This is a genomic window from Curtobacterium herbarum (assembly GCF_016907335.1).
Taxonomy (GTDB): domain Bacteria; phylum Actinomycetota; class Actinomycetes; order Actinomycetales; family Microbacteriaceae; genus Curtobacterium; species Curtobacterium herbarum.
Genome location: NZ_JAFBBT010000001.1, coordinates 1,093,554 through 1,119,209 on the forward strand (window position 1 = coordinate 1,093,554; position 25,656 = coordinate 1,119,209).

Annotated in this window: 25 protein-coding genes and 4 tRNA genes; 21 read left to right on the forward strand and 8 right to left on the reverse strand. The window is 70.7% G+C overall.

Translation table 11 applies throughout. From position 1 onward, the window contains the following. The first annotated feature begins 10 nt into the window (after positions 1-10). Positions 11-1,171, forward strand: coding sequence for a heparan-alpha-glucosaminide N-acetyltransferase domain-containing protein (locus tag JOD51_RS05365; protein ID WP_204607351.1), 1,161 nt, complete (start codon positions 11-13; stop codon positions 1,169-1,171). A 64-nt stretch (positions 1,172-1,235) separates the two neighbouring features. Here the strand turns inward: JOD51_RS05365 and cls are convergent, their stop codons facing one another. Both cls and JOD51_RS05375 read right to left on the reverse strand, forming a co-directional pair. Then, positions 1,236-2,696: a cardiolipin synthase gene (gene cls / locus JOD51_RS05370; RefSeq protein ID WP_204607352.1), complete on the reverse strand. Its 1,461-nt coding sequence runs from the start codon at positions 2,694-2,696 to the stop codon at positions 1,236-1,238. Between the two features lie 33 nt (positions 2,697-2,729). After that, a complete protein-coding gene (locus JOD51_RS05375; protein WP_204607353.1) occupies positions 2,730-3,218 on the reverse strand; it encodes a YajQ family cyclic di-GMP-binding protein in 489 nt (162 codons plus the stop codon). A 160-nt stretch (positions 3,219-3,378) separates the two neighbouring features. Here JOD51_RS05375 and JOD51_RS05380 point away from each other — a divergent pair. From JOD51_RS05380 to JOD51_RS05400, 5 genes are all read left to right on the forward strand, one after another. Next, positions 3,379-3,461, forward strand: a tRNA-Tyr gene (locus tag JOD51_RS05380). Between the two features lie 166 nt (positions 3,462-3,627). Then, entirely contained in the window at positions 3,628-4,443 is an 816-nt protein-coding gene (locus JOD51_RS05385) for an inositol monophosphatase family protein (RefSeq protein WP_259558890.1), read from the forward strand. A 157-nt stretch (positions 4,444-4,600) separates the two neighbouring features. Further along, positions 4,601-5,863: a M23 family metallopeptidase gene (locus JOD51_RS05390; RefSeq protein WP_204607355.1), complete on the forward strand. Its 1,263-nt coding sequence runs from the start codon at positions 4,601-4,603 to the stop codon at positions 5,861-5,863. A 90-nt stretch (positions 5,864-5,953) separates the two neighbouring features. Then, positions 5,954-6,025: transfer RNA gene (locus JOD51_RS05395), tRNA-Thr, on the forward strand. Between the two features lie 45 nt (positions 6,026-6,070). Continuing rightward, a tRNA-Met gene (locus tag JOD51_RS05400) sits at positions 6,071-6,144 on the forward strand. 369 nt (positions 6,145-6,513) lie between these two features. On the opposite strand, the gene JOD51_RS05405 is transcribed toward JOD51_RS05400, so the two are convergent. Continuing rightward, complete coding sequence (locus JOD51_RS05405; RefSeq protein ID WP_204607356.1) at positions 6,514-6,921, reverse strand: hypothetical protein; 408 nt, start codon at positions 6,919-6,921, stop codon at positions 6,514-6,516. A 145-nt stretch (positions 6,922-7,066) separates the two neighbouring features. Between JOD51_RS05405 and JOD51_RS05410 the strand changes: the two genes are divergently transcribed. Genes JOD51_RS05410 through JOD51_RS05420 form a run of 3 tightly spaced genes read left to right on the forward strand, consistent with a single transcriptional unit; the run spans position 7,067 to position 8,969 of the window. Beyond that, positions 7,067-7,516 (forward strand): FAS1-like dehydratase domain-containing protein, encoded by a 450-nt coding sequence (locus JOD51_RS05410; RefSeq protein ID WP_204607357.1) that lies wholly within the window; start codon positions 7,067-7,069, stop codon positions 7,514-7,516. Next, on the forward strand, positions 7,513-7,935 hold the full coding sequence (locus JOD51_RS05415; RefSeq protein ID WP_204607358.1) for a MaoC/PaaZ C-terminal domain-containing protein: 423 nt from the start codon (positions 7,513-7,515) through the stop codon (positions 7,933-7,935). The genes JOD51_RS05410 and JOD51_RS05415 overlap by 4 nt, the downstream gene beginning before the upstream one ends. Next, positions 7,932-8,969, forward strand: a complete 1,038-nt coding sequence (locus JOD51_RS05420) for a UDP-N-acetylmuramate dehydrogenase (RefSeq protein ID WP_372378310.1) — start codon at positions 7,932-7,934, stop codon at positions 8,967-8,969. Before JOD51_RS05415 ends, JOD51_RS05420 begins: the two co-directional genes overlap by 4 nt. 186 nt (positions 8,970-9,155) lie before the next feature. Here JOD51_RS05420 and JOD51_RS05425 read toward each other — a convergent pair whose 3' ends face one another. Further along, positions 9,156-10,337 (reverse strand): pyridoxal phosphate-dependent aminotransferase, encoded by a 1,182-nt coding sequence (locus JOD51_RS05425; RefSeq protein WP_204610877.1) that lies wholly within the window; start codon positions 10,335-10,337, stop codon positions 9,156-9,158. 239 nt (positions 10,338-10,576) lie between these two features. Here JOD51_RS05425 and JOD51_RS05430 point away from each other — a divergent pair. The 6 genes from JOD51_RS05430 (at position 10,577) to JOD51_RS05455 (ending at position 14,399) form a co-directional block, all read left to right on the forward strand. Then, positions 10,577-10,649, forward strand: a tRNA-Trp gene (locus JOD51_RS05430). 19 nt (positions 10,650-10,668) lie between these two features. Then, positions 10,669-10,944 carry a preprotein translocase subunit SecE gene (gene secE / locus JOD51_RS05435; protein ID WP_204607360.1) on the forward strand — a complete coding sequence of 92 codons (276 nt, stop codon included), beginning with the start codon at positions 10,669-10,671 and terminating at the stop codon, positions 10,942-10,944. Positions 10,945-11,114: 170 nt separating this feature from the next. Continuing rightward, entirely contained in the window at positions 11,115-12,248 is a 1,134-nt protein-coding gene (nusG, locus tag JOD51_RS05440; RefSeq protein ID WP_204607361.1) for a transcription termination/antitermination protein NusG, read from the forward strand. 143 nt (positions 12,249-12,391) lie between these two features. Then, entirely contained in the window at positions 12,392-12,823 is a 432-nt protein-coding gene (gene rplK, locus JOD51_RS05445; RefSeq protein ID WP_110824626.1) for a 50S ribosomal protein L11, read from the forward strand. 80 nt (positions 12,824-12,903) lie between these two features. Continuing rightward, positions 12,904-13,593: a 50S ribosomal protein L1 gene (gene rplA / locus JOD51_RS05450; protein WP_204607362.1), complete on the forward strand. Its 690-nt coding sequence runs from the start codon at positions 12,904-12,906 to the stop codon at positions 13,591-13,593. A 155-nt stretch (positions 13,594-13,748) separates the two neighbouring features. Next, positions 13,749-14,399, forward strand: a complete 651-nt coding sequence (locus JOD51_RS05455) for a Pr6Pr family membrane protein (protein ID WP_204607363.1) — start codon at positions 13,749-13,751, stop codon at positions 14,397-14,399. On the opposite strand, the gene JOD51_RS05460 is transcribed toward JOD51_RS05455, so the two are convergent. After that, complete coding sequence (locus tag JOD51_RS05460) at positions 14,350-15,105, reverse strand: YqaJ viral recombinase family protein (protein WP_259558896.1); 756 nt, start codon at positions 15,103-15,105, stop codon at positions 14,350-14,352. The two genes, JOD51_RS05455 and JOD51_RS05460, sit on opposite strands and share 50 nt — an antisense overlap. Before the next feature lie 62 nt (positions 15,106-15,167). Beyond that, the gene (locus tag JOD51_RS05465) at positions 15,168-16,379 is read right to left on the reverse strand and encodes an ROK family transcriptional regulator (protein ID WP_204607364.1); all 1,212 of its coding nucleotides are present in this window, start codon (positions 16,377-16,379) and stop codon (positions 15,168-15,170) included. Positions 16,380-16,519: 140 nt separating this feature from the next. Between JOD51_RS05465 and JOD51_RS05470 the strand changes: the two genes are divergently transcribed. The 6 genes from JOD51_RS05470 to JOD51_RS05495 all read left to right on the forward strand — a co-directional run bounded on the left by JOD51_RS05470 (position 16,520) and on the right by JOD51_RS05495 (position 22,983). After that, a complete protein-coding gene (locus tag JOD51_RS05470; protein WP_204607365.1) occupies positions 16,520-17,266 on the forward strand; it encodes a sugar phosphate isomerase/epimerase family protein in 747 nt (248 codons plus the stop codon). After that, the gene (locus JOD51_RS05475) at positions 17,263-18,438 is read left to right on the forward strand and encodes a Gfo/Idh/MocA family protein (RefSeq protein ID WP_239539782.1); all 1,176 of its coding nucleotides are present in this window, start codon (positions 17,263-17,265) and stop codon (positions 18,436-18,438) included. The genes JOD51_RS05470 and JOD51_RS05475 overlap by 4 nt, the downstream gene beginning before the upstream one ends. A 137-nt stretch (positions 18,439-18,575) precedes the next feature. Then, positions 18,576-19,877, forward strand: a complete 1,302-nt coding sequence (locus JOD51_RS05480) for an ABC transporter substrate-binding protein (RefSeq protein WP_204607366.1) — start codon at positions 18,576-18,578, stop codon at positions 19,875-19,877. A 92-nt stretch (positions 19,878-19,969) separates the two neighbouring features. Then, positions 19,970-20,965 carry a carbohydrate ABC transporter permease gene (locus JOD51_RS05485; RefSeq protein ID WP_204607367.1) on the forward strand — a complete coding sequence of 332 codons (996 nt, stop codon included), beginning with the start codon at positions 19,970-19,972 and terminating at the stop codon, positions 20,963-20,965. After that, positions 20,958-21,797 (forward strand): carbohydrate ABC transporter permease, encoded by an 840-nt coding sequence (locus tag JOD51_RS05490; protein ID WP_204607368.1) that lies wholly within the window; start codon positions 20,958-20,960, stop codon positions 21,795-21,797. The genes JOD51_RS05485 and JOD51_RS05490 overlap by 8 nt, the downstream gene beginning before the upstream one ends. A gap of 244 nt (positions 21,798-22,041) precedes the next feature. Beyond that, positions 22,042-22,983: a TolB family protein gene (locus JOD51_RS05495; RefSeq protein WP_204607369.1), complete on the forward strand. Its 942-nt coding sequence runs from the start codon at positions 22,042-22,044 to the stop codon at positions 22,981-22,983. A gap of 191 nt (positions 22,984-23,174) precedes the next feature. Here JOD51_RS05495 and JOD51_RS05500 read toward each other — a convergent pair whose 3' ends face one another. Together JOD51_RS05500 and JOD51_RS05505 are read right to left on the reverse strand one after the other, a co-directional pair. After that, the gene (locus tag JOD51_RS05500) at positions 23,175-23,906 is read right to left on the reverse strand and encodes an ABC transporter ATP-binding protein (protein ID WP_259558899.1); all 732 of its coding nucleotides are present in this window, start codon (positions 23,904-23,906) and stop codon (positions 23,175-23,177) included. 110 nt (positions 23,907-24,016) lie between these two features. Further along, entirely contained in the window at positions 24,017-25,561 is a 1,545-nt protein-coding gene (locus tag JOD51_RS05505) for an ABC transporter permease (protein WP_204607371.1), read from the reverse strand. Positions 25,562-25,656 lie beyond the last annotated feature (95 nt).

A 25,656-nucleotide genomic window follows, 5' to 3' on the forward strand; every position in this document is an offset into this window, starting at 1 on the left:
GAGTCCGACCATGACGACGCAGCGCCCGGTACCCCGGCTCGGGGTGCCGGGCGCCGCTTCGTCCGGGCGGCTCGTCGGGGTCGACGTGGCCCGCTCACTCGCGCTCTTCGGCATGGTGGCCGCCCACGTCGGCGACGTCGCCGAGGACGTCGACTGGGCCGATCCGACGAGCTTCGGCGCCGTCGTGAACGGCCGGTCCGCCGCGCTCTTCGCGGTGCTCGCGGGGGTGTCGATCGGGCTCGTCAGCGGCCGCGACCGCCCACCGGGTCCGCCGGAGATCGGTCGGGTCCGAGCCCGTCTGGCGCTCCGCGCCGTCGTGGTGGTCGTCGTCGGACTGCTCCTGATGGCACTGCAGACGCCCGTCTACGTCGTCCTGCCCACCTACGGCGCCCTGTTCCTGCTGGCCCTGCCGGTCCTCCGGTGGCCGCGGTGGGCGCTGCTCCTCGCCGCCGCCACCTGCGCGGTCGCCGCGGCGCCCGTCGCGCTGGCGATCGCGCCGCTCTACGCCGACGCGGGCATGTTCGGTGTGCAGCTCGGGCTGGTCTACCCCGTCGTCACCTTCTGGACGTACGTCCTGGTCGGACTCGCGGTCGCCCGGTCCCGGCCAGGAGGCTCGGTGCAGCAGGTCCTGCTCCTCGCGTCCGGCACCGTGGTCGCGGTCGCCGCCTACGTCGTCGGGAACGCCGCCGCGCCGATCCCGTTCGACACCACGTCCGCGTTCCCCGGCGTGCCGTTCGTCCCCTCCGGCTCGGACGCCGGCCAGGCGGTCGCCCAGGTGTTCCTGTCGCCGCGGGACCACTCGTCCTCGATCGTCGACGTCGTCGGCACCGCGGCGATCGCCGTCGCCGTGATCGCGCTCTGCCGGCTGCTCGTCGACGGACACGGGCCGCTCGTCACCCGCATCGCGTTCCCGTTGTCCGCCGTCGGGTCGATGCCGCTCACCGTGTACGCGCTGCACCTCGTCGTGATCGCCGCCTGGCCCGAGATGCCGCAGGGACCGACGACGTGGTGGGGATTCGTGGTCGGCGCGGTGCTGTTCGCGATGCTCTGGCGGCGGTTCCTCGGCCGCGGGCCGCTCGAACGGCTCACCGCGCGGATCGCCGCAGCGGTCCCCGCCCCGGCGGCGGCACCCGCGGCGGCGCCGGCGCCCGGCAACCGACCCCGCGCCTGAGGTGACCGGCGGGGCGGACGGGGACCGGGCCTCCCGGCCAGCAGACCGGCTCGGCGACGGCGCGCTACTGCAGCGCCGCGGTGAGCCGCGCCACGTTGTCGAACACCCGCGACCGACGCGGGCGGGTCAGCCACTCGTCCAGCGTCAGCTCGCGGCTGGCCGCGCGGTAGTCGTCCTGGACGTCGCGCAGGGCGTCGACGAAGGACTTCCCGCGCACCATCACCGAGATCTCCAGGTTCAGGGTGAACGAGCGCATGTCCATGTTCGACGAGCCGATCACGGCGACGTCGTCGTCGATCGTGAAGTGCTTCGCGTGGAGCACGGTCGGCGCGCGGTACAGCCAGATCTTCACGCCGGCGCGGAGCAGCCCCTCGTAGTAGGAGCGCTGCGCGTGCCAGGTCATCGCGTGGTCGCCGATCTCGCCGACGAACAACTCCACCTCGACCCCGCGCTGCGCCGTCGTCGTGATGGCGTAGAGCATCGAGTCGTCGGGCACGAAGTACGGCGACGTGATCGACACCCGCTCCTGCGCCGAGTACAGCAGCGCGTTGAACAGGCGCAGGTTGTTCTCACCGTCGAAACCCGGCCCGGACGGCACGACCTGACAGTCCAGGGAGTCCTGACGGTCAGCGCGGTGCACCGGGTCGCTCTCACGGAGCAGCAGCTCGTCGGTCTCGCTGTACCAGTCGGTGACGAACAGGGCGTTGATGCCCGCGACGACCGGACCCTCGAACCGGGCGAACAAGTCGCGCCACCGGAGGCCACGCTGGATGTTCGTCTTCGTGTCGTACGAGCGGTCGATGAGGTTCTGCGACCCCGTGAACGCCACCGAACCGTCGACCACCAGGATCTTCCGGTGGTTGCGGAGGTCCGGACGCTGGAACTTGCCCTCCATCGGCAGCAGCGGCAGCATCAGGTGCCACTCGATGCCGGCCGCGTCGAGGAACGCCAGGGTGTCCTTGAAGTACGGGTAGCTCCGGCTCGCCCAGTGGTCCATGAGGAACCGGACCGTGACCCCACGGGCCTGTGCCCGGGCCAGCGACTCGAAGAACGGCCGCGTGGTGTCGTCGAGCGACGCGATGTAGAACTCGACGTGCACGAACCGCCGAGCCTCGTCGACCGCGTGCGTCATCTCCGCGAAGGCGTCGTCGTAGTGCGGGTACAGCTCGGCCTGGTTGCCGCCGACCAGCGGCATCGCCCCGAGCTGCCGGTTCAGGCGGGTGATGCTCTCCAGCCACGCCGGCCACGGGTGGTCCCGCCGGACCCGCTCGATGCCCTCGGTCTGCTCGAGGATGTACCGGTTGATCTCCGTCTGCTTCTCACGGCGCGACCTCGGCAGCTTCGTCGACCCGAGGACCAGGAACAGGATGAACCCGATGTAGGGGATGAGGAAGATCGCCAACAACCAGCCCGTCGCCGTCTGCGGCTTCCGGTCGATCGGGACGTAGACGAGGGAGAAGGCGCGGATCGCCAGGTCCAACAGGACCAGGAGGATGATCAACGCGACGACGAGCCAGTGCTCCACGGTGAGTGTCGGTGTCTGCGCGGGGAGCGCGGGTCAGCGGAAGTTGATGAACTGCAGGGGCACGTCGAACTCCTGGCCCTTGAGCAGCTGGATGGTCTGCTGCAGGTCGTCGCGGCTCTTCGACGACACCCGCAGCTCGTCGCCCTGCACCTGGCTCTTCACCGTCTTCGGTGCCTCGGCCCGGATGACCGCGCCGATCTTCTTCGCGATGTCCTGCTCGATGCCGTTCTTGAACGTCACCTCGATGCGGAACTCCTTGCCCGAGGGGTAGGGGTCGCCGGCGTCCAGGCTCTTCAGGCTGATCCCGCGCTTGATCGCCTTCGTCTGCAGCACGTCGAGGACGGCCAGGGCGCGCTCCTCGGTCGAGGCCTTGATGAGGACGTCCTCGCCACTGAACGCGACGGACGCGCCAACGCCCTTGAAGTCGTAGCGTTGCTCGATCTCCTTCGCCGCCTGGTTGAGGGCGTTCTCCGCCTCCATCTTGTCGACCTTGCTGACCACGTCGAAGGAGCTGTCTGCCATGCCGGAGAGCTTATCCGGCGGCACGCCGCCACGTTCCGGGAGGCCCGTCCCACCCACGCCGACCGGCCAGCGTCGGACCGTGGTCGCGAGCACCTCCGGACATCGGCTATGCTCTTCAGCGCGCCTTCGGTCGGTGACGACACGGGCCGGGTGCGCACATGGCGAGTTACCCAAGCGGCCAAAGGGATCTGACTGTAAATCAGCCGGCGTATGCCTCCGGGGGTTCGAATCCCTCACTCGCCACTGTGCTAGCCAACCATTCGTGTTGGCTTCCACGAATGGCCCCGTCCTCGGACGGGGCCATTTCTGCGTTGCCGGGGGTTCGGCGAACGGGCGGGGGGGGGCTGAGTCGGGCGGAGCGGCGGGGGATCGGCTGTTCGGGCAGGATCGGGGTATGTCGAATGCTCCCGTGTCTGCTGCCCCTGACGCCCTCGCCGACCTCGCCGAGACGATCGCCCGCGAGGCCGCCGCGCTCGCGGTGCAGCGTCGAGCCGAAGGGGTCGAGGTCGCCGACCGGAAGTCGAGCATCGCCGACGTCGTGACCGCCGCCGACCGCGAGGTCGAAGCGCTCATCCGCCGACGCATCAGCGAAGCACGTCCCGACGATGCCTTCTTCGGCGAGGAGTCCGGGGCTGCCACCGGCACCTCCGGCCTCACCTGGGTCGTGGACCCGATCGACGGCACCGTCAACTACCTCTACGGCAGCCCCGTCTACGCCGTGAGCATCGGCGTCGTCCGCGGCGTGCCGGACCCCGCGACGTGGGAGCCCGTCGCCGGCGTCGTGATCGCCCCCGCCACCGGCCAGGTGTACCGCGCCGTCGCCGGGGGAGCGGCGACCCTGGACGGACGACCGCTCGCCGTCGCGGCGCCGGAGTCCCTCGCCGAGACGCTCGTCGCCACCGGTTTCGGGTACACCGCCGAACGCCGGTGGGAGCAGGCCGCCGTCCTCGCCGGCCTCATCACCGAGGTGCGCGACGTCCGCCGGGCCGGAGCCGCGGCGCTCGACTGCTGCGCCGTGGCCGCGGGCACCGTCGACGCCTACTACGAACGCGGCATCAACCCGTGGGACGTGGCGGCGGGCTCGATCGTGGCGGCAGCCGCCGGTGCGGACGTCCGCACGTGGGAGGTCGGCGACACGCGGTCCTTCCTCTTCGCCGCGCCGAGCATCGTCGAGGACCTCGCGACCCTGGTCCGCACGCTCGAGGACGACGTCCTGGGCGACTGAGCCCCGAACCGAGCCCGAGCCGCCCGCTCTGGGGGGTCTGCACAGGCGTGCACGCGACTGGCGGGGACAGAGGTCCTTTGCTACCGTTCAGGAGTCCCGTTACCTGCTCGTTACCGACGAGCGCCCGTGCCTCGAACTCAGGATCATCACCGAACGCATGCTCGACTCCTCGCAGACGCCCACGACCATCGACCGCAACGCCCCCGGGGCGACGCCGTCCGTGCACCTGACGAGACGAGCTCGGATCGAAGCCGAACGCGCCGCCGCGAAGACGTCCCGCCGCCGGTCGGACGTCGACCGCACGGTGACCTCCAGCGACGCGGCCCGCCCGGAGTCCGCTCGCCCGGAGCCCGCCCGCCCGGAGCCCGCCCGCTCCGAGTCCGCTCTGTCCGGCCCGGCGACGCCGCCGGCACCCTCGTCGCCGGTCCTCCCGTCGTCGAGCGCCGCACCGCTGACGCCGCCGGCACCGTCCTCCCCGGTCGTCGCGCCGCTCGCCGAGAGCACCCCGGCCCCCGCAGCCACCCGGCCCACAGCCACCCGTCCCGCGGCTGCCCGTCGGACCCAGACGACGAAGCGCGCGGCACGGACCGCGGCCCCGAAGACCGTCCGTGCTGCCGCGCCGACGGTCGCCGCCGGCCCCCGGGTCGACCGCGCCACGCGGCACATCACCCGCACCGCCGCTGCTGCTGGCCGACCGACCCGCAGCTCCGGTGCCTCCTTCCGTCGGACCGCGTCCCGCGTGACCGTCGTCGGCGCCCTGCTCTTCAGCGCCGGGCTCGTCGTCTCGACGTCGCTGCCCGCACAGGCCGTGTACGTCCCGCAGCCCGGTGCGGCCACCGTCCGTGCCTCCATGCAGGACGCGCAGTCGCTCTCCGTGGGCGACGCCGTCGAAGGGACGGTCGACCGCGACGCGTACACCGTCTCCCAGGCCCAGCGGAGCATCTCCGCGACAGCTGGCACGGCCACCGACTCCTCCACGTTCACGAACGACGCGAACGGCACGATCCAGTGGCCGTTCCCGGTCGGCGTCCCGATCTCGTCGGGCTTCGGGGGACGTCAGGTCGCCGGGTGCTCCTTCTGCTCGACGTTCCACCAGGGTGTCGACTTCGCCCCGGGTGCCGGCACCGCCATCGGTGCGGTGGCCGACGGCACCGTCATCAAGGTGCAGGCGAACGACGGCGGCTTCGGCAACGACGTCTGGATCCAGCACGACGTCGACGGCAAGCAGTTCGTCAGCGTCTACGGCCACATGCTCGACAACTCGTTCCAGGTCGTGCAGGGCGAGCAGGTCAAGGTCGGGCAGACCGTGGGTCTGGTCGGCAGCACGGGCAACTCCACGGGCCCGCACCTGCACCTGGAGATCCGCATCAACGGCGTCCCGGTGGACCCGCTGGCGTGGCTCCGCGCGAACGCGAACTAGCCCTCGCGGACGGCACGCCCGGGCGTCACGGTCGGTTCCGGACCACCGTCGCGGGTCTGCTATCCTCGTGTGGTGCCGCTCGCGGTACTCGCCCCGATAGCTCAGTGGTAGAGCACTTCCATGGTAAGGAAGGGGTCGTCAGTTCAATCCTGACTCGGGGCTCTGACTCGCAGTGTCGTCACTTCGCGGTGATCACTGCGGATCCATGGCGGGGTAGCTCAGTTGGTTAGAGCACACGGCTCATAATCGTGGTGTCGCGGGTTCAAGTCCCGCCCTCGCTACCGTGCTGGTCGGACAGGTCAGATCAGCGGGAACGACGTCAAGACGGCAAGGCCCGGCGCAGCAGTGCCGGGCCTTCGTCGTTCCCGGGCCGTCGTCGTTCGCCGGGCCGTCGTCGGTCCGCGGGCTGTCGTCGTCCGCGGTCGTCGTCGTTCCCACGGTGGCCCCTGCGGTCGTGGCGCTTCCCACGGACCGGTGTCGTGCCTCCCGTCCGAACGCGGCCCGCCGGGACCCGGACCCGCACCCGCACCCGGACCCGGACACCGAGCCGACTGGTCGGCGGCGTCCGGCCGAGCGCCGCTGTCACTCCCGCGGCGGACGGGCTCGGCCCAGCCCGGCCCGGCCCGACCGGCGCGGACCTCCGGACCGCCTCAGCGCAGCGTGATGCCCGACGTGTCGATGCGGTCCGTCCGGTGCAGCAGGATCCCGCCACCGTGCAGGGTCGTCTCGACGAGAGAGGCGACGCGGTGCCACGCCTCCCGCCGGCGGTTCGCCCCGATCATGCCGCCGACGACCGCAGCGCCGTGGTCAGCGTGCCGCAGGGTGAGCACCGCGTGCCCCGGCGTCGCGGACAGCGCGACCTCGTAGCGCCGGTACTGCTGCGCGGGTCGGACCAGCGCACCGAGGAGAGCGGTCGCGAGCCGGTTGCCGGAGGCGACGGCCAGGAGCCCGTCCGCACTGACAACGCGGTGGCCGTGCGCACGCAGCGCCGCGTCGACGAGCTCCACCGCCGTGCAGCGGTGGTGCTCGAGCACCGTGTACTCGGTCGTCGTCTCCATCGCCACTCCCCGCGGACCGCGCGGCCGTCCCCAGACCGGCGCGTCGCCAGCATAACCGATGCGGATTCATCTATCTGCCGGTTCCCGGTGGTTCACCGTGCGTGCGACCGATCACCTGCGTCCGGGGTCTCGGTAGACTGCTGCGGTGTCAGTGAACCCCGAGCTCGTCGGCAGGACGTTCCCGCCGGCCCCGCCGTACCTGGTCGGTCGTGAGAAGGTGCGCGAGTTCTCCCGCGCCGTGTTCGCCACGAACCCGATCCACTCCGACCCCGCGGCCGCCCGGGCCGCCGGGCACGCCGACGTCGTCGCTCCGGCGACGTTCGCGGTCGTCGTGCAGGAGGCGACGCTCGCACAGCTCCTCGCCGAGCCGGACGCCGGCATCGACTTCTCGCGGGTGGTCCACGGCGAGCAGAAGTTCGCGTACGTGCGACCGATTGTCGCCGGGGACGAGCTCACCGCGACCCTCGCCGTGACGAGCGTGAAGACCCTCGGCGGCAACGCGATGGTCACCGCCGAGTCGACCGTGGTCGACGCCGACGGCCAGCACGTCGTCACCGCCACGTCCACCCTCGTCGTCCGAGGAGATGACGCATGACCGACACCACCTCCGACCCGCAGGTCGGTACCGTCGTCGCCGAGCGCCAGGTCCACCTGACACGCGACTCGCTCGTCCGCTACGCCGGTGCCTCCGGGGACTTCAACCCGATCCACTACCGCGACGACGTCGCCGCCTCGGTCGGGCTGCCCGGTGTGCTGGCGCACGGCATGCTCACCATGGGCCTCGCCGTCCAGCCCGTCGCCGAGTGGCTCGGCGACCGCGGCTGGGTCGCCTCGTACGGCGTCCGCTTCACCCGACCCGTCGTCGTCGACCCGACCGACGGTGCCGACGTCGGCGTGGTCGCCAAGGTCGGCACCCTCGACGAGCAGGGCCGACCGCAGCGCATCGACCTCACCGTGACCGCCGCCGGGCAGACCGTGCTGGGCAAGGCGCAGGTCACGGTGGCGTTCCACTGACCGTGGCCGACACGACGCTCGCCGAGCTGACGACCCTCCGCGTCGGCGGACCGGCCGGCCGCCTGCTGGTCGCCGACACCACCGACGAACTCGTCGCCCACGTCGTCGACGCCTGGTCGGACGAGGACGACTGGCTGGTCCTCGGGGGCGGCAGCAACCTGCTGGTCGCCGACCAGGGCTTCCCCGGCACCGTCGTCGTGGTCCGGACCCGCGGGATCGACGCCGAGACGGACGCCGACGGCGTCACCGTCCGGGTCGCCGCGGGGGAGCCGTGGGACGCGTTCATCGCCACGACCGTCGAGCGCGGGTGGACCGGACTGGAGGCCCTCAGCGGCATCCCGGGCACGGTCGGTGCCGCCCCCGTGCAGAACATCGGCGCCTACGGGGTCGAGCTCTCCGACGTGCTCACCGCGGTCGACTTCCTGGACGCCGAGACCGGGGAGCGTTCCTGGGTCCCCGCGTCCGAGCTGGCGCTCGGCTACCGCACGAGCACCCTCAAGCACGGGCGCCGTGGCGTCGTCCTGACCGTCGAGTTCCGGCTCGGCACGGCCACCGGCGACGGCGTCCCCGTGCGTTACGCCCAGCTCGCCGGGTCCCTCGGCGTCGAGCTCGGCACCCGGGTCGCCCCCGCCGACGTCCGCGCCGAGGTGCTGCGGCTCCGCGGGTCCAAGGGCATGGTGCTCGACGACGCGGACCCCGACACCTGGAGCGCCGGGTCGTTCTTCACGAACCCGATCGTGTCGGCCGAGTTCGCCCGGACGATGCCCGTCGACGCCCCGCGCTGGCAGGTCGGCGACGACGTGAAGCTCAGCGCCGCCTGGCTCATCGAGCACGCGGGCGTGCACCGCGGCTACGGCGTCCCGGGGTCCCGCGCCGGGATCTCCACGAAGCACACCCTGGCGCTGACCAACCGCGGGGGAGCGACGGCCGCCCAGGTCGCCGAACTCGCGCGCTACGTGCAGGTGACGGTCGCGAACCGCTTCGGCGTGACGCTCGTGCCGGAGCCCGTCGTGGTCGGGGACCTGCTCGCCTGACCGGCGGTCCGGACCTGTCGGACGCGGGCCGGGCCTCCCGGCCGTGCGTCGCGGCGACCGTCGTGACCGACCCGGACCCCGTCGTGCCCCGCAGCGACGTCGTGCCCCGCAGCGACGTCGTGCCCCGCAACGACATCGCGCCCCGTCCAGACGGGGCGCGATGTCGTGACCGGGGTGTCGCCGAGGTCAGCCGAACAGGCGGGCGAGACGGGCGACGCCCTCGGCGATGTCGTCGTCACCGAGCGCGTACGACAGGCGCAGGTACCCGGAGGGACCGAAGGCCTCGCCCGGGACGACCGCGACCTCGGCGTGCTCGAGGATCAGGTCCGCCAGCTCCAGCGTCGTGGTCGGCGTGCTGCCTGCCCATTCGCGACCCAGGAGCGCGGTGACGTCGGGGTAGACGTAGAAGGCGCCCTGCGGGACCGGCGTGACGAAGCCCGGGATCGCGTTGAGGCCCGCGACGATCGCCTGCCGTCGGCGGTCGAAGGCGTCCCGCATCGCGGCGACGGGCTCCTGCGGGCCGGTCAGTGCGGCGATCGCAGCGCGCTGCGAGACGTTCGCGACGTTCGACGACAGGTGGGACTGCAGGTTCGACGCGGCCTTGATCGCGTCCGCCGGGCCGACCATCCAGCCGACCCGCCAGCCGGTCATGGCGTACGTCTTGGCGACGCCGTTCACCAGGATCGTCGTGTCCGCCAGGGCCGGGACCTGCTCGAGCACGCCGGAGAACGTCAGGCCGTCGTAGACGAGGTCCTGGTAGATCTCGTCGCTGATCACCCAGATGCCGTGCTCGAGCGCCCACTCGCCGATGGCGCGGGTCTGCTCGGCGGAGTACACGGCCCCGGTCGGGTTCGAGGGGGAGCAGAACAGCAGCGCCTTGGTCTTCGGCGTTCGCGCTGCCTCCAGCTGCTCGACGGTGACCAGGTAGTCCTGGTCGCTGCCGGCGAAGACGTCGACGGGGACGCCGCCGGCGAGGCGCACGGCCTCGGGGTAGGTCGTCCAGTACGGCGCGGGCAGCAGGACCTCGTCGCCGGCGTCGACCACGGTCTGGAACGCCTGGTAGACGGCCTGCTTGCCGCCGTTCGTGACGATGACCTGCGACGGGTCGACGGCGATGCCGGACGCCCGCGCCGTCTTGTCGGCCACCGCACGCTTGAGGTCCGGGAGGCCCGTGGCCGGGGTGTAACGGTGGTTCGCCGGGTCCTGCGCCGCAGCGACGGCGGCGTCGACGACGTGCGCCGGGGTGGCGAAGTCGGGCTCGCCCGCGGCGAACGAGATCACCGGGCGACCGGAGGCCTTCAGCGCCTTCGCCTTGGCGTCGACCTTGAGGGTGGCGGACTCGGCGATGGCGGCGATCCGAGAGGCGATGCGCGGCCGGGTGCCGGCGGCGGTCTCGCTGCGGTCGGTGGTCTGGGTGCGGTCGGTGGGCTGAGGGCTGGCGGCTTCGGTGCTCACGGGGTCAGCCTACCGACGCGCCGCGCCGGAGCATCCGTCAAGTGGACACCGCCGTCGGGACTCCCGTACACTGTTCTGCGGCGGTTGAAGTCTGTCGGAAACAGACTTCTTCTCCCTGGAACGACCGGATCCCGTACGGGTGGACGTTCCGAAGGGCGGTGGCTCAATTGGTAGAGCAGCGGTCTCCAAAACCGCAGGTTGCAGGTTCAAGTCCTGTCCGCCCTGCACATCGGGAAGGGTTGAAGTGGCGAGCAAAGACGTGGAGACGACCGACGACGTCGTCGCCCAGGCAAAGGTCGACCGCGCACAGCGCCGTGGCCCCTTCGCCGCGATCGCACTGTTCATCCGCCAGGTCTTCGGCGAGCTGCGCAAGGTCGTCACCCCGACCCGCAAGGAACTCTTCAGCTACACGGGCGTCGTGCTCGTGTTCGTCGTCGTCATGATGGTCCTCGTGTCGATCCTCGACTTCGTGTTCGGTCTCGGCGTCGGCTACGTGTTCGGCAACGGCCCCACGGCCTGACCCAGCTGGCACGAACCCCGGCGTGCTGCAGTCTTGGCGCGCCCGGCCTGACCGCAGGTCCGACCGCTCCGGTCCTCCTCGGGGTACGGTCTTCCGGAGACGGTGACCCGTTCCCTGCCCGGGACACGAGCGCCATCCCGATCCGCACCATCGAACGGAAAGAACCGACTGTGTCTGACTACTCCCGCGACGACATCGACCTCGCGACCGCTGCCGAGCAGTCTTCCGAGGTCGAGGAGAACCAGGAAGGCGACGTCGAGACGAGCGAACTCCGTTCGACCGACTCCGCCGAGGAGCGCGCGATCTCCGTCGAGGACGAGGACGACGAGTCCCTCGGCCTGAGCGACGAGCCGGACGACGGCACCGTCGCCGCCGAGCTCGACGAGACGCTGGACGCCCTCGCCGAGTCGCGTGACCCCGAAGCCGACGCCGTCGTGGACGACGCCCTCGAGATCGACAGCCCCGACGAGGCCGAGGCCGCCGTCGAAGCCGTCGAGGACGAGGAAGAGTCCGAGCTCGAGGAAGAGTCCGAGCTCGAGGAAGAGACCCCGGCCGAAGCGAGCGCCACCGTCGCCGCCGAAGAGTCCGCCGACACGCTCGGTGCGATCGCCCCGGAGTCCGAGGTCGAGCTGGCCCCCGACACCGAGGTCACGATCACGGCCGAGGACGAGGACGACGAGTCCGAGGTCGACCCGTACGAGGCGTTCAAGGCCGAACTGCGGATGAAGCCGGGCAAGTGGTACGTCATCCACTCCTACGCGGGCTTCGAGCGCCGCGTGAAGGCCAACATCGAGAACCGCATGGTCTCGATGTCGATGGAGGACTACATCTACCAGGCCGAGGTCCCGATGGAGGACGTCGTCGAGATCAAGAACGGGCAGCGCAAGCTGGTCACCCGCGTCCGGATCCCCGGCTACGTGCTCGTCCGCATGGACCTCGACGAGGACTCGTGGTCCGTCGTCCGCCACACCCCGGGTGTCACCGGCTTCGTCGGCAACGCGCACAACCCGACCCCGCTCCGCTTCGACGAGGCCTTCGGCATGCTGAAGTCCCTCGTCCAGGTCGCCGAGGCCGCCCCGACCAAGGGCGGCGCGAAGGGCAGCGGTTTCGCCCAGGCGCAGCCCCAGGCCGAGGTCGACTTCGAGGTCGGCGAGACGATCACCATCAAGGAAGGCTCGTTCGCGGGTCTGCCGGGGTCGATCTCCGAGATCAAGCCGGAGAGCGGCAAGCTCACCGTGCTCGTCTCGCTCTTCGAGCGCGAGACGCCGGTCGAGCTCAGCTTCGACCAGGTGACCAAGCTCTGACGCTGGACACCATCCACTAGACTGTTCGAGTTTGGGTCCGCGCGCCTCGTGCGCTGCGGGTCCGTCACCGCGATCCGGAACCGCCGGAGACGCGGGAGAGTGCACGGATCCCCGTGCGTTCGATCCCAGGAGGAAAGCGAAACATGGCACCGAAGAAGAAGGTCACGGGCCTGATCAAGCTGCAGATCAACGCGGGCGCCGCCAACCCGGCACCGCCGATCGGTCCGGCGCTCGGTCAGCACGGCGTGAACATCATGGAGTTCTGCAAGGCGTACAACGCCCAGACCGAGTCGCAGCGCGGCAACGTCATCCCGGTGGAGATCACCGTCTACGAGGACCGTTCCTTCACGTTCATCCTCAAGACCCCGCCGGCAGCCGAGCTCATCAAGAAGGCCGCGGGTGTGAACAAGGGTTCCGCGACGCCGCACACGGTGAAGGCCGGACGCATCACGGCGGACCAGATCCGTCAGATCGCCGAGACCAAGCAGGCCGACCTGAACGCCAACGACATCGAGCAGGCGACGAAGATCATCGCCGGTACCGCTCGTTCGATGGGCATCACGGTCGAGGCCTGAGCCTCACCCTCCACACCCCAGTACTCACCGTGGGAGAGCCGCGCCGGCTCGTCAACCACGTATCTCGCAAGGAGACCACCATGGCGAAGAAGTCCAAGGCGTACCGCGCCGCGGCCGCGAAGATCGCGGCCGACAAGTTCTACACCCCGACCGAGGCAGTCGCCCTGGCGAAGGAGACCGGCTCTGCGAAGACCGACTCCACCGTCGAGGTCGCACTGAAGCTCGGCGTCGACCCGCGCAAGGCGGACCAGATGGTGCGCGGCACCGTCATCCTCCCGCACGGCACCGGCAAGACCGCCCGCGTCATCGTCTTCGCGACGGGTGCAGCCGCTGAGGCCGCCATCGCCGCCGGCGCCGACGAGGTCGGTGGCGACGAGCTCATCGCGAAGGTCGCCGAGGGCTACACCTCGTTCGACTCCGCGGTCTCGACCCCGGAGCTCATGGGCAAGGTCGGTCGTCTCGGCAAGGTGCTCGGGCCGCGTGGCCTCATGCCGAACCCGAAGACCGGCACCGTGACCCCGAACGTGGCCCAGGCCGTGAACGAGATCAAGGGCGGCAAGATCGAGTTCCGCGTCGACAAGCACTCCAACGTGCACTTCGTCGTCGGCAAGGCCTCGTTCACGCCGGAGCAGCTCGACGAGAACATCACCACCGCGCTCGACGAGATCGTCCGTCTCAAGCCGAGCGCAGCCAAGGGCCGCTACATCATGAAGGGCGCCGTCTCGACGACCTTCGGCCCGGGCATCCCGCTGGACGTCAACGTCTTCTGATCCTGATCAGCAGCGGATCGCACTGATCCCCAGCACCACGGCACGACCAGGACGGCCCGCACTCCGGTGCGGGCCGTTCTGCGTTCCCGGACGTTCTGCGTTCCCCGGCCGTTCCGCGTTCCCCGGACAGCCCGGCGGACCAGTACCGTGAACCCGTGCGGATCTTCGTGAACGTCCTGCGGCTCGCAGCCGCGATCGCCATCGTCGCAGCCATCGGGCACGACCTGCAGGCTGCGCTCGGGGACGGGTTCGTGTTCTGGAACTTCTTCGGGTACTTCACGAACCAGTCGAACATCCTGGTCGCCGTCGTGTTCGTCCTCACCGTCGTGGCCGCAGCCCGGCGCCGTGACACCGGACGTCGCCTGGACCTGTTCCGCGGCGCCGCGACGGTCTACATCGCGACGACCGGCCTGGTCTACAACACCCTGCTCGTGCAGGTCGGACAGGCCGTGGGGGAGTCCTGGTCGAACGACGTCCTGCACCGGTGGATCCCGCTCTACGTCGTGCTGGACTGGCTGCTGTTCTCGGACCGCAGCCGGCTGTTCTTCCGTGACGTCTGGTGGTTCCTGATCTACCCGGCGGTGTGGCTCGTGGTCGTCGTGATCCGTGGTGCGACGGACGGTTGGGTGCCGTACCCGTTCCTCGACCCGAAGTCGGGCTACGGCGTCGTCGCGCTCTACTGCCTGGGCGTCGCGGTGTTCATCGGCCTGATGGGGCTGATCGTCGTCGCGTTGTCCCGCGTCCGGCTGATCCCGGTCAGCGAGCGTCCCGCAGTCGGTCGAGCACCAGGTCCGCGAGTGCGATGAGCCCACGGATCGCGTCGTCGTCGCGGTCGATCCAGCGGCACTCGGGCTCGTCGGCAACCGGCACGAAGTCGTCGTGCTTCTCCCAGACGAACAGGGTCCGGTCGGCGCCGAGGACGTACTGCTGCCACCACACCTGCCGCATGTAGTGGCGCGGCACGCGGGTGAAGCCGTTCGCGGTCGTCTTGATCTCGGCCAGGAGCAGGCGTCCGTCGCGGTCCAGGCCGACCCCGTCCGGCGTCGCCAGGTGCGCCCGGTTCGTGGCCGCGTGGAACAGGTGCGCGGAGGGCTGGATGCCGTGCGTCGCCGCGACCCACGAGGCGATCACGGGTTCACGTTCCTTGCCGTGCTCGGTGTAGACGTTGCCCGCGAAGCGCGAGCCGTAGCGCTTGTCGGCGACGACCGCGTCGACGGCGTGCAGGGACGCGAGGCGTGCGACGTCGGTGGCGGTGATGCCCATCGCACGGGCCCGCAGCCAGGCGACGCGGTCCGACGAGTGCGCGACGATCCGTTCGGTGTGCCCGCGGAGAGCCGTGAAGGCGTCGTGCGCGCGGGCCGGCCGGGCAGCGCCGGGGCGACCGGCGGCGGACGTGCCGGCCGACGTGTCTGTGCGAGCCGACGTGCCTGCGCGAGCCGACGTGGCGGAGCCGGGCTGGGCCTCCCACCCGTCATCCAGGTCGCCCCAGAGAGTGGGCTGCACGATCGTCACACCCCGATTGTCCACCCGACCACCGGCACCCGCGAAACCGCCGCGCGGTCGGACGGGACCGGTCAGGAGACCAGCTGCCGACCCTCGGCGAGGGTGACGAGTTCGTCGACGCCCGCGGGGGAGAGCGCGTAGGCGATCGCGAGGGCTGCGGCGCCCTGCAGCGCGGCGATCGAGCCGGCGCGGGACTGCGCGATGACGAGGTGCTCGGTGGCCAGCGGCATCGAGCGGGAGTAGACGACCTCCCGGACGCCGGCGAGCAGGTGCTCCCCGGCCTGGGTGATCGAGCCGCCGAGGGCGATCACCGACGGGTTGATGAGCGAGACGCAGGTGGCGAGGACCTCGCCGATGTCGCGGCCCGCCTGGCGGACGGCGCCGATCGCGTCGAGGTCGGACCGCGCGACGAGGTCGATGACGTCGGCGCTGGTGTGCACGTCGTGGCCCTTGGCGCGGAGTGCGCGGGCGATCGCCGGACCGGAGGCCACGGCCTCCAGGCATCCGGTGTTGCCGCAGTGGCAGGGGACGTCGCCCGCGCGGGAGACCCGGACGTGCCCGATGTCACCAGCGGTGCCCTGCGCGCCGCGCTGGATCCGACCCTCCGACACGATGCCGGAGCCGATGCCGGTGGCGACCTTGACGAAGAGCAGGTGGTCGAGGCCGGGCCAGCCGTGCGCGCGTTCACCGAGTGCGGCGATGTTCACGTCGTTGTCGACGAGGACGTGTGCCCGGACGTGCTGGCGGAGCCACCCGGGGACGTCGAACCCGTCCCAGCCCGGCATGATCGGCGGGTTCGCGGGACGCCCGGTGGAGAACTCGACGGGGCCGGGCAGCCCGATGCCGAACGCGATGACGTCGTCGCGGGCTCGGCCGACCGAGTCGAGCAGTTCGTCGACGACGCCGACGAGCCACTCGAGCGTGGGCACGGGGCCGGCGGCGATGTCGATCCGGGCCTCGCGGGTGGCGAGCTGGGTGCCGACGAGGTCGGTGACGGCGACGCGGCCGTGCGAGGCACCGAGGTCGGCGGCGACGACGAGCCGGGCGGCGGGGCGCAGGGCGATCTGCGCGGGCGGACGACCGCCCGTCGAGGCGGCGGTGTCGACGGCGCCGACGAGTCCGACGTCGACGAGGGCGTCGATGCGCACGCCGATGGTCGAGCGCGCCATCCCGGTGAGGGCAGCGAGTTCGCCACGGGTCCGCGGGACGCCGTCACGCAGGATCTGGAAGAGCTCGCTGGCCCCGACCGGCGGCGTCGTTGCCGTCCGCGTCACGTCGACCATGGTCGGAGTGAACCACACATCCTCCGGGCCACGCAACGAAGGTCGTCGAACCTCTTCGAACTTTTGCTTGACCGCCGACAAAAGCGCCCATAGTGTGACGATCGGTCAACGAAGACCCATCTCGATGAGGAGAACACCTGGTGGTACACCCGCTCTCGGTCCAGCTCTACACGGTGCGTGACGCACTGACGACGGACCTCCCCGGAACCCTGGCGACGATCGCCGACATCGGTTTCACGAACGTCGAACTCTTCGGCTTCGTCGACCGTGCCGACGAGTACGCGGCCGCCCTGCAGCAGGCCGGCCTGACCGCGCCGAGCGGGCACGCACGTCTGGTGGACGCGGACGAGCAGGAACTCGAGCGCATCCTCAGCGCGAGCGTCACCGTCGGGCTCGGCACCCTGATCGACCCGCACGTCGACGAAGCCCGCTGGACCACCCGCGAGGACGTCGAGGCGATCGCCCTGGCGTTCAACGACCTCGCCCCCCGCGCCGCCGACCACGGCCTGGCGCTCGGGTACCACAACCACGCGTTCGAGTTCTCGAACCGCATCGACGGCACGAGCGCCTTCGAGGTCTTCGCCGGGGCACTCTCCGACGCCGTCGTCCTCGAGCTCGACACCTACTGGGCGAAGGTCGGCGGTGACGACCCGGTGGCCGTCCTCGGTCGGCTCGGGGACCAGGTCCGCTTCCTGCACGTCAAGGACGGCGACGGCTCACACGACGACAAGCAGCAGGTCGCGGTCGGCAACGGCGTCATGCCCGTGCGGGACATCGTGGCCGCCGCGCCGGACGCCCAGCAGGTCATCGAGCTCGACGACCACGACGGCGACGTCGTGCAGGCCGTCCGCGACTCGTACGCCTTCCTGGCAGGAGCACACGCATGAGCACCGACACCACCACCAGCGGCACCGGGACCACTGCGACGTCCGCGGACACCGCGACCACCGCCTCCCGGTCGGGACGCGTCGGCGTCGGCGTGATCGGCGCCGGGGTCATCTCGGACCAGTACCTGTCCAACCTGACCGTCTTCCCCGACGTCGAGGTCCGCTTCATCGCCGACATCGACCTGCCCCGGGCCGCGTCGCAGGCCGAGAAGTGGGGCGTCCCGGGCTCCGGCACGGTCGACGAGCTGCTGGCCATCGACGAGATCGAGATCGTCGTGAACCTCACGATCCCGGCCGCGCACGTCGAGGTCGCGCTGCAGGCCCTGGCCGCCGGCAAGCACGTCTGGGGCGAGAAGCCCTACGCGCTCGACCGGCAGAGTGCCGCGCAGCTCCGCGACGCCGCGGTCGCCGCCGGCAAGACCGTCAGCGTCGCGCCGGACACGTTCCTCGGCGCCGGCCTGCAGACCGCGCTCCGCACCATCCGGGACGGCCGCATCGGCACACCGCTCAACGGGCTCACCCTGTTCCAGAGCCCCGGCCCGGAGTCCTGGCACCCGAGCCCCGAGTTCCTCTTCGCGTACGGCGCCGGGCCGCTGTTCGACATCGGCCCGTACTACATCACGACCCTCGTGCAGGCGTTCGGACCAGTCGCGAAGGTCACCGCCACCGCGTCGAGGTCCCGCGCCACCCGCACGATCGGCTCGGGCCCGAAGGCCGGCACCGAGTTCCCGGTCGACGTCCCGACGAACCACTCGGCGCTGATCCAGTTCGAGAACGGCGGCAGCGCGCAGAGCGTCTTCTCGTTCGAGTCCGACCGGGGCCGCACCGGCTTCGTCGAGATCGCGGGCGAGACCGGCACGGTCGTCTTCCCCGACCCGAACGACTTCGACGGCGACACCGAGCTGTACGCGCTCGGCGCCGACGAGCCCGAGACGATCCCCGCCGTCGGGTCCACCTACTCGCGGGGGACGGGCGTGGTCGACCTGGCCCGCTCCCTCCGTGCGGGTGAGGAGAACCGGGTCCCCGGTGCCCTCGCCTTCCACGTCCTCGACGTGATGGTCTCCATCGCCGAGGCAGCCGAACGTGGTGAGACCGTGCTCGTCGAGAGCACGGTCGCACCCTCCCCGACCCTCCCCGAGGGTTGGGACCCCGCGGAGCAGACCCTGGCCTGACCAGGCTCCGGCCCGACCGGACCCTGGTCCGATCCGGCTCTGCCCCGTCCCACACAGCAGCACCCAGCAGCACCAAGCACGACCCGGCACCACCACCACCCTCCTGCAAGATCTCAACGACGAGAAAGTAGAGCCTCATGCGCACTGCCATCCGCGCACTGGCCATCACCGCGGCCGCGGCACTCACCGTGACCGGCCTCGCAGCCTGCTCCTCCGGGTCGTCCGGTTCCGCCGGCGACTCGAAGACGCTCACCTACTGGGCGTCCAACCAGGGCACCTCCCTGCAGAACGACAAGGAGGTGCTGACCCCCGTCCTCGAGAAGTTCACCAAGGAGACCGGGATCAAGGTCAACCTCCAGGTCATCGGCTGGAACGACCTGCAGACGAAGATCCAGACCGCCGTCACCTCGGGCCAGGGCCCGGACGTCGTGAACATCGGCAACACCTGGGCGACCTCGCTCCAGGCCACCGGCGCCTTCCAGGAGTTCGGTGACTCGGAGATGAAGGCGATCGGCGGTGCCGACAAGTTCGGCAAGGTCGCGCTCTCGACCGGTGGCGCCCCCGACAAGACGGTCACGAGCGTCCCGCTCTACGGCCTCGCCTACGGCCTGTTCTACAACAAGCAGATGCTCAAGGACGCGAACATCGAGCCGCCCACGAACTGGGACGACCTGGTCACCGCGGCGAAGAAGCTGACGAAGGGTGACACCTACGGGTTCAGCCTCGCCGGTGGGTCCTACACCGAGAACGCGCACTTCGCGTTCATCAACTCGGCGCAGAACGGCGGCGAGTGGTTCGACAAGGACGGCAAGCCGACCTTCACCTCGAGCAAGAACGTCGACGGCATCAAGCGCTACATCGACCTCATGCAGGTCGCCAAGGCCGCGAACCCCTCGAACGCGCAGTACGACAACGCCACCCAGTCGGTCACGGACTTCGCGAACAAGAAGGCCGCGATGATCCTCAACCAGAACAACGCGAACAACACCATCAACTCGCTCGGCATGAAGTCGGACGAGTACGGCGTCGTCCCGCTGCCCGCCCCGACCGGTGGCGAGCAGATCGCCAGCTTCCCGGCCGGCATCAACCTCTCCGTCTTCAAGAACACGAAGAACAAGGAGGGCGCGCTGAAGTTCGTCAAGTACATGACGAGCGCGGACACGCAGACCACGCTCGACAAGCCGTACGCGGCACTGCCGGTGCTCGCCGCCGCTGCTGACTCCGTCACGGACGAGCAGACGAAGACGTTCCTCGACATCTACAACAACAAGGCGAAGCCGCTCCCGCTGGTGCCCGCCGAGGACCAGTTCGAGTCCACGGTCGGCAAGGCGATGAACGACATGTTCGCCAAGATCGCGACGGGTTCGACGGTGTCCGACAAGGACATCAAGAACGCGCTGCAGACGGCCCAGGACCAGGTCTCCCAGGCCGCAGGCTGATCCGACGGGAGGCCCGGACCACGACCGTCAGGTCGGGTCCGGGCCTCCCGCCCCACCTCTCGAACCCCCTCCACCAGCCGGAAGGCCTGCCCATGTCCACGACGGTCCTGCCAGACTCCGAGGCCATCGACCTGACGCACACCAAGGCGCCGACCCTCTCGGGGCCGCCGCCCCGCGGGAAGCGTCGCGTCCCGTGGCTCCCGTACGCGCTCGTCGGCCCCGCGATCCTCTTCGAGCTGCTGATCCACATCGTGCCGATGCTCGTCGGCATCTGGATCAGCTTCGTGCAGCTCACCAAGTACTTCATCGCGAACTGGGGCGCCGCACCCTTCGCCGGGCTGCGGAACTACTCCGTCGCGGTCGACTTCGACCAGGCCATCGGCCGTGGGCTGCTCAGCTCGTTCCTCATCACCTGCGCCTTCACGATCCTCGTGGTCGGGCTGTCCTGGGGCTTCGGCATGGCCGCCGCGGTCGCCCTGCAGAAGCCGTTCCTCGGCCGCGGGCTCTTCCGCACGCTGTTCCTGGTGCCCTACGCCCTGCCGATGTACGCGGGCGTCATCACGTGGAAGTTCATGTTCCAGCGTGACTCCGGCGCCCTGAACCACGTCCTGGTGGACCAGCTGCACCTGTTCGGCTCCGACGCACCGTTCTGGCTCATCGGCAACAACGCCTTCGTGGCCGTCGTCGTCGTGGCGATCTGGAAGACCTGGCCGTTCGCGTTCCTCATGCTGATGGCGGGTCTGCAGTCCGTGCCGGCCGACGTCTACGAGGCCGCCTCGGTCGACGGTGCCAAGCCGTTCCGACAGTGGCGCTCGATCACGCTGCCGATGGTCCGCCCGGTGAACGTCACGCTCGTGCTGGTGATGTTCCTCTGGACGTTCAACGACTTCAACACACCGTTCGTGTTGTTCGGTTCGACCGCGCAGCCGCCGGCCGCCGACCTGTTGAGCTTCCACATCTACAACGCGTCGTTCATCACCTGGAACTTCGGCTCCGGTGCCGCGATGAGCGTCCTGCTCCTCCTCTTCCTGCTCGTCGTCACCGGCATCTACCTGGCCGTCACCAACCGGAGGTCCGTCCGTGCGTGAAACAACGGGGGCGAAGTCCTTCAAGGTCATCGTCCTGGCACTCCTCACCGTCTTCACGGTGGTGCCGCTCTACGTCATGATCACGACCGCCATCAAGCCGCTCGGCGACGTGCAGAACGACTTCACGTGGATCCCGTCGCGGATCACGTTCCAGCCGTTCATCGACATGTGGTCGACGGTCCCGCTCGGCCGGTACTTCATCAACTCGCTCGTGGTCTGCACGGTCGCGACGGTGTTCTCGCTGATCATCGCCACGTTCGCCGCCTACGCGGTGTCGCGGTGGAACTTCAAGGGCAAGACCGCCTTCACCACGACGGTGCTCTCGACCCAGATGTTCCCCGGCGTGCTGTTCCTGCTGCCGCTGTTCCTGATCTTCACGAACCTCGGCAACTCGCTCGGCATCCAGCTCGTGGGCAGCTGGCTCGGCCTGATCATCACGTACCTGACGTTCACGCTGCCGTTCTCGATCTGGATGCTCGCGGGCTACTTCGAGACGATCCCGCGCGAGCTCGACGAGGCCGCGATGGTCGACGGCTCCGGTCCGATGGGCGCGCTGTTCCGGATCATCCTGCCCTCGGCCCGCCCGGGTCTCGTGGCGGTCGGCATCTACTCGTTCATGACGGCCTGGGGCGAGGTCCTCTTCGCCTCGGTCATGACGAACGGTCTCGGCTCCACGCTCGCGGTCGGTCTGCAGCAGTACTCCACGCAGACGAACGTGTACTGGAACCAGATCATGGCGGCCTCGCTGGTCGTCTCGATCCCGGTCGTCATCGCGTTCCTCGTGGTGCAGCGCCAGTTCGTCGCCGGCCTGACCGCCGGCGCGGTGAAGTAGCCGCAACCACCTGACGGGAGGCGCGGTGCGGGTCCGTCCCGCACCGCGCCTCCCGTCCGTGGTGCGGCCCGCGCGCGCCTGCCCGCCCCCCGAGCGTGGTGCGGCCCGGACTGCACCTCCCGAATCCGTTCCGAACCGCGGACTCCCGTGGTTCGGGACGGATTCCGTTGTGCGGCAGCGCGCCGAACCACGACCGCACCACGGCCCCGACTCCGACCACGACGACGCACGACAGGATGGACGCATGACCGAGATCCGTGGGCGGCAGCTGCTGCCCGGGCAGCGCAGCCGTGTGCACGTGTACGACGTCGAGGCGCGGACCGCGCGGCTGGTGTTCGCCTCGGACACGGTGCTGGTCGAGGCGCCGAACGTCCTCGACGCCGACACCCTGGTGCTCAACGCGGACGGTGACCTCTGGCTGCTGCCGGTGCCCGCGGTCGGGACCGTCCTCGACGAGACCGCGCTCGTCCCGGTGCCGATGGTGGGCGTCCCCGAGATCAACAACGACCACGTGCTCGACCCCTCGGGGGAGTCCGTCGTGGTGAGCGGGCGTGACGGTGAGCTCTACCGGGTGCCCCTGCCCGCCGGCGGCACCGGGGTCCGGATCACCGACACCGCCGCCGTGCTGCCGACGGTGCGGAAGTACTACCTGCACGGCATCGCTCCCGACGGCTCCGCGCTCGCCGCGATCGTCGGAGAACGCTCACCCGAGGGCGTCTGGACCACCGACGTCGCTCTCGTCGACCCGGTGACCGGCGCGACGACCTTCCGCACCCGCGATGCGCGCCCGGACGACGGGTGTGCGTGGACCCCGGACGGCGCAACGCTGCTGTTCAACACGGAGCGGTTCAGCCCGGGCACGGCGCAGCTCGCGGCGCTCCGGGACGGGTCGACCGACCCCGTGCAGATCACCGGCGACGAGCGGGTGAACTGGTTCCCGCACGTGTCCCCGGACGGCGCGCACCTGCTGTACCTGTCGTACGAGGCCGGCGTGCAGGGGCACCCGGCCGACCACCGGGTGGAACTGCGGCTGCTGCCCGGGGTCCTGGCGCGAGGTGCGCGGATCGCGGTGGTGCCGGAGACGCTGGTCGCCCTCGACGGTGGGCAGGGGACCGTGAACGTGCCGCCGTGGGCGCCGGACTCGTCGTGGTTCGCGTACTGCGACTACCCGGTCGCTGCGGGCTGACGCGGCTGCGGCGCGGCGGACGCGGCAGCCAGTCGCGCCGGCCGGCCGGCGCGGCCGCCCGGCCGGCGCGGCCGAGCTCCGTGGAACACCGGTGTTCGTGCGTCGCGCCGCGGACATCCGCGGCGCGACCCACGAACACCGGTGTTTTGCCGCCTCAGCCCCCCAGCCCCCGCGCACCGGCGCAGCCGCGACTACACGTCGCGGACCTGCCCCTGCTCGATGCGCAGCCGCCGCTCCGCGCGCCGCGCCACCCACGAGTCGTGCGTCACGATGACGACGGTCAACCCGCGGTCCTTCCACTGCCGCTCGATGAGGCCCATGATCTCGTCGCGGGTCCCCTCGTCGAGCGCCCCGGTCGGCTCGTCCGCCAGCAGGACCGTCGGGTCCTTCACCAGCGCGCGGGCGATCGCGACGCGCTGCTGCTGCCCACCGGAGAGCTCGGCGGGCAGGTGGTCCAGCCGTTCCGCGAGGCCGACCTCGCGCAGGGCGGTGCTCGCCCGCTCGCGGACCTCGGCGCGGGACCGGTTGGCGAGGCTGCCGGCGAACGCGGTCTCGACGTTCTCCAGTGCGGTCAGGGTCGGGATGAGGTTGAAGCTCTGGAACACGAAGCCGATCTCGGTCGCCCGGACGTCGGTGAGGGCACGGTCGCCGAGGGAGGCGACGTCCCGATCGCCCAGGAACACCGAACCGCTGCTCGGCCGGTCGAGGGCGCCGAGCATCTGCAGCAGCGTCGACTTGCCACCGCCGGTCGGCCCCTGCACCGCGACGAGCTGCCCCTGCGGGATCTCGAGGTCCACCCCGGCCAGCGCGGTCACGGTCCGGTTCTTCTGCCGGTACGTCTTCGTCACACCCGACAGGCGGTAGACGTTCCGGGAGGCGGTGGGCACGCCACCGGAGGCGGGTGCGGTCTCGGTGCTGGTCACGATGGCTCCTGAGTCGGTCGTCGGGGTGGTCGGGCGAGGCGGAGCGGCGCTGGTCGCACCGGCGCCGGTCGTGCCGGTCGTACCGGTCGGGTCGTGCTGGTCCGCCGGCATCACGCCACGCTCCGCAGCGCTTCCGCCGGACGGAGCCGGGAGGCCCGCCATCCGCCGAGCGCACCGGCGAGCAGCCCGCCGAGCACCGACAGGCCGATGGCGAGCAGGATCACCTCGACCGTGACCGGGGCGTGCAGGACGACGTCGGTGGTCGCCGTCGTCTGGCCGCCACCGCCGAAGCCGCCCGCGGGGGCGCCACCGGTCGTGCCGCTGCCCGCTGCCGCCGTCGCCGCTGCGCCGGGCATCCCGCCGCCCGCGCCGGGGCCGCTCCGGGTGCTGGTGGCGGCGCTCGCCGAGACCGTGGGGGCGATGACGTTCACGACGAGGATGCCGACGAGTCCGGCTGCCGCGCCGATGACGCCGCCGATCAGCCCCTGCACGAGCGACTCGCCCGCGACCTGCCGGGTGATGCGGCCGTTCGACCAGCCGATCGCCTTGAGGGTGCCGAACTCCCGGGTCCGCCGGGTCACGCCCGAGACGGTGAACAGGATCGCGATGAGGAACGCCGCCGCCAGGACGACGATCGACAGCCACCGGCCGAGGTTCGACACGAGGGTCGATGCCGTCGCCAGGGAGCCGGACACGCTCGAGGCGAGGTCGGACTCGGTGGAGACGGTGGCGCTCGACAGCTCCTTCTGCAGGGCGGCCTTGATCGTCGCGACGTCGGCGGACGACTCCGCGGAGACGTACACGGAGGTCACCCTGCCCGACAGGTCGGCGAGCGTCTGCGCGGTGTCGAGCGGGATGTACGTGTTCGAGCCGGTGGTGGACGCCGACCCGGTCGAGGCGACGATCCCGATGACGTCGAAGGTCTTCCCGCCGATCGACACGGTGTCGCCGACGGCCTTCGACTCGCTCGTCGCGTACGCCGCGTCGAGCACGACGACGTCCTTGCCGGCGTCGGCCGCGGTGAAGGTGCGCCCCTTCGTCGTCTCGGTGCTCGTGAGCGGGCCGACTGTGGCGCCGGAGACCGGGATGCCCGTGACGGTGAACGAGTCGACGCTGAACGACCCGCCGCCGAACCCGCCGCCCTGGCCGGTGCCGCTGCCCTGGTCGGTACTGCTGTGCGGGCCGCCCTGTGCTGCGCTGCCACTGCTGCCACTGCTGCTGCCGTCGTTCTGCTCGACCTGCCCGGAGAAGGTGCTGTTCTCGAGCGTCAGGACGCCGGTCGCGGCCTCGACCCCGTCCGTGCCGGTGACCGTCGCCAGGTTCGCCGCGGTCAGGGTGCCCGACCCGCGGGACACTGCCAGGCGGGACTGCGACAGGTCCGTGGAGCCGCTGCTGCTGCGCGACGAGCCCTGGTCGCCGAAGGCGAACGACGGCCGCCCGGTGCTGCTCGAGGTCGGGGTCTCGGTCTTCGTCACGGTGATGTCGGTGCCGACGCCGTACACGGACTGCAGGACGCTCGACTGGGCGGACTGCACGCCGCTCGCGATCGACGAGACGATGACGACGAGCGCGATGGCCAGCGCCATCCCGACCGCGATGACGGCGGTCTGCTTCCTGCGGTTCGTGAGCTCGCGCCTGAGGTAGGTCAGGAACATGGTTCTCCTCGGTGGGGGCCGGCCCGGGAGCACCGGTCGCGTGGACCACGCGGCGGGGGCCGACGAGGAGAACCTAGGAAGGGGTGCCGAGGGCA

Coding starts and splice junctions, on each gene's coding strand:
- JOD51_RS05480 (WP_204607366.1), top strand. CDS start 18,576: ATGCGCACTGCCATCCGCGCACTGGCCATCACCGCGGCCGCGGCACTC.
- JOD51_RS05495 (WP_204607369.1), top strand. CDS start 22,042: ATGACCGAGATCCGTGGGCGGCAGCTGCTGCCCGGGCAGCGCAGCCGT.
- JOD51_RS05365 (WP_204607351.1), top strand. CDS start 11: ATGACGACGCAGCGCCCGGTACCCCGGCTCGGGGTGCCGGGCGCCGCT.
- JOD51_RS05505 (WP_204607371.1), bottom strand. CDS start 25,561: ATGTTCCTGACCTACCTCAGGCGCGAGCTCACGAACCGCAGGAAGCAG.
- rplK (WP_110824626.1), top strand. CDS start 12,392: ATGGCACCGAAGAAGAAGGTCACGGGCCTGATCAAGCTGCAGATCAAC.
- JOD51_RS05415 (WP_204607358.1), top strand. CDS start 7,513: ATGACCGACACCACCTCCGACCCGCAGGTCGGTACCGTCGTCGCCGAG.
- JOD51_RS05485 (WP_204607367.1), top strand. CDS start 19,970: ATGTCCACGACGGTCCTGCCAGACTCCGAGGCCATCGACCTGACGCAC.
- rplA (WP_204607362.1), top strand. CDS start 12,904: ATGGCGAAGAAGTCCAAGGCGTACCGCGCCGCGGCCGCGAAGATCGCG.
- JOD51_RS05390 (WP_204607355.1), top strand. CDS start 4,601: ATGCTCGACTCCTCGCAGACGCCCACGACCATCGACCGCAACGCCCCC.
- JOD51_RS05375 (WP_204607353.1), bottom strand. CDS start 3,218: ATGGCAGACAGCTCCTTCGACGTGGTCAGCAAGGTCGACAAGATGGAG.
- JOD51_RS05405 (WP_204607356.1), bottom strand. CDS start 6,921: ATGGAGACGACGACCGAGTACACGGTGCTCGAGCACCACCGCTGCACG.
- JOD51_RS05475 (WP_239539782.1), top strand. CDS start 17,263: ATGAGCACCGACACCACCACCAGCGGCACCGGGACCACTGCGACGTCC.
- JOD51_RS05465 (WP_204607364.1), bottom strand. CDS start 16,379: ATGGTCGACGTGACGCGGACGGCAACGACGCCGCCGGTCGGGGCCAGC.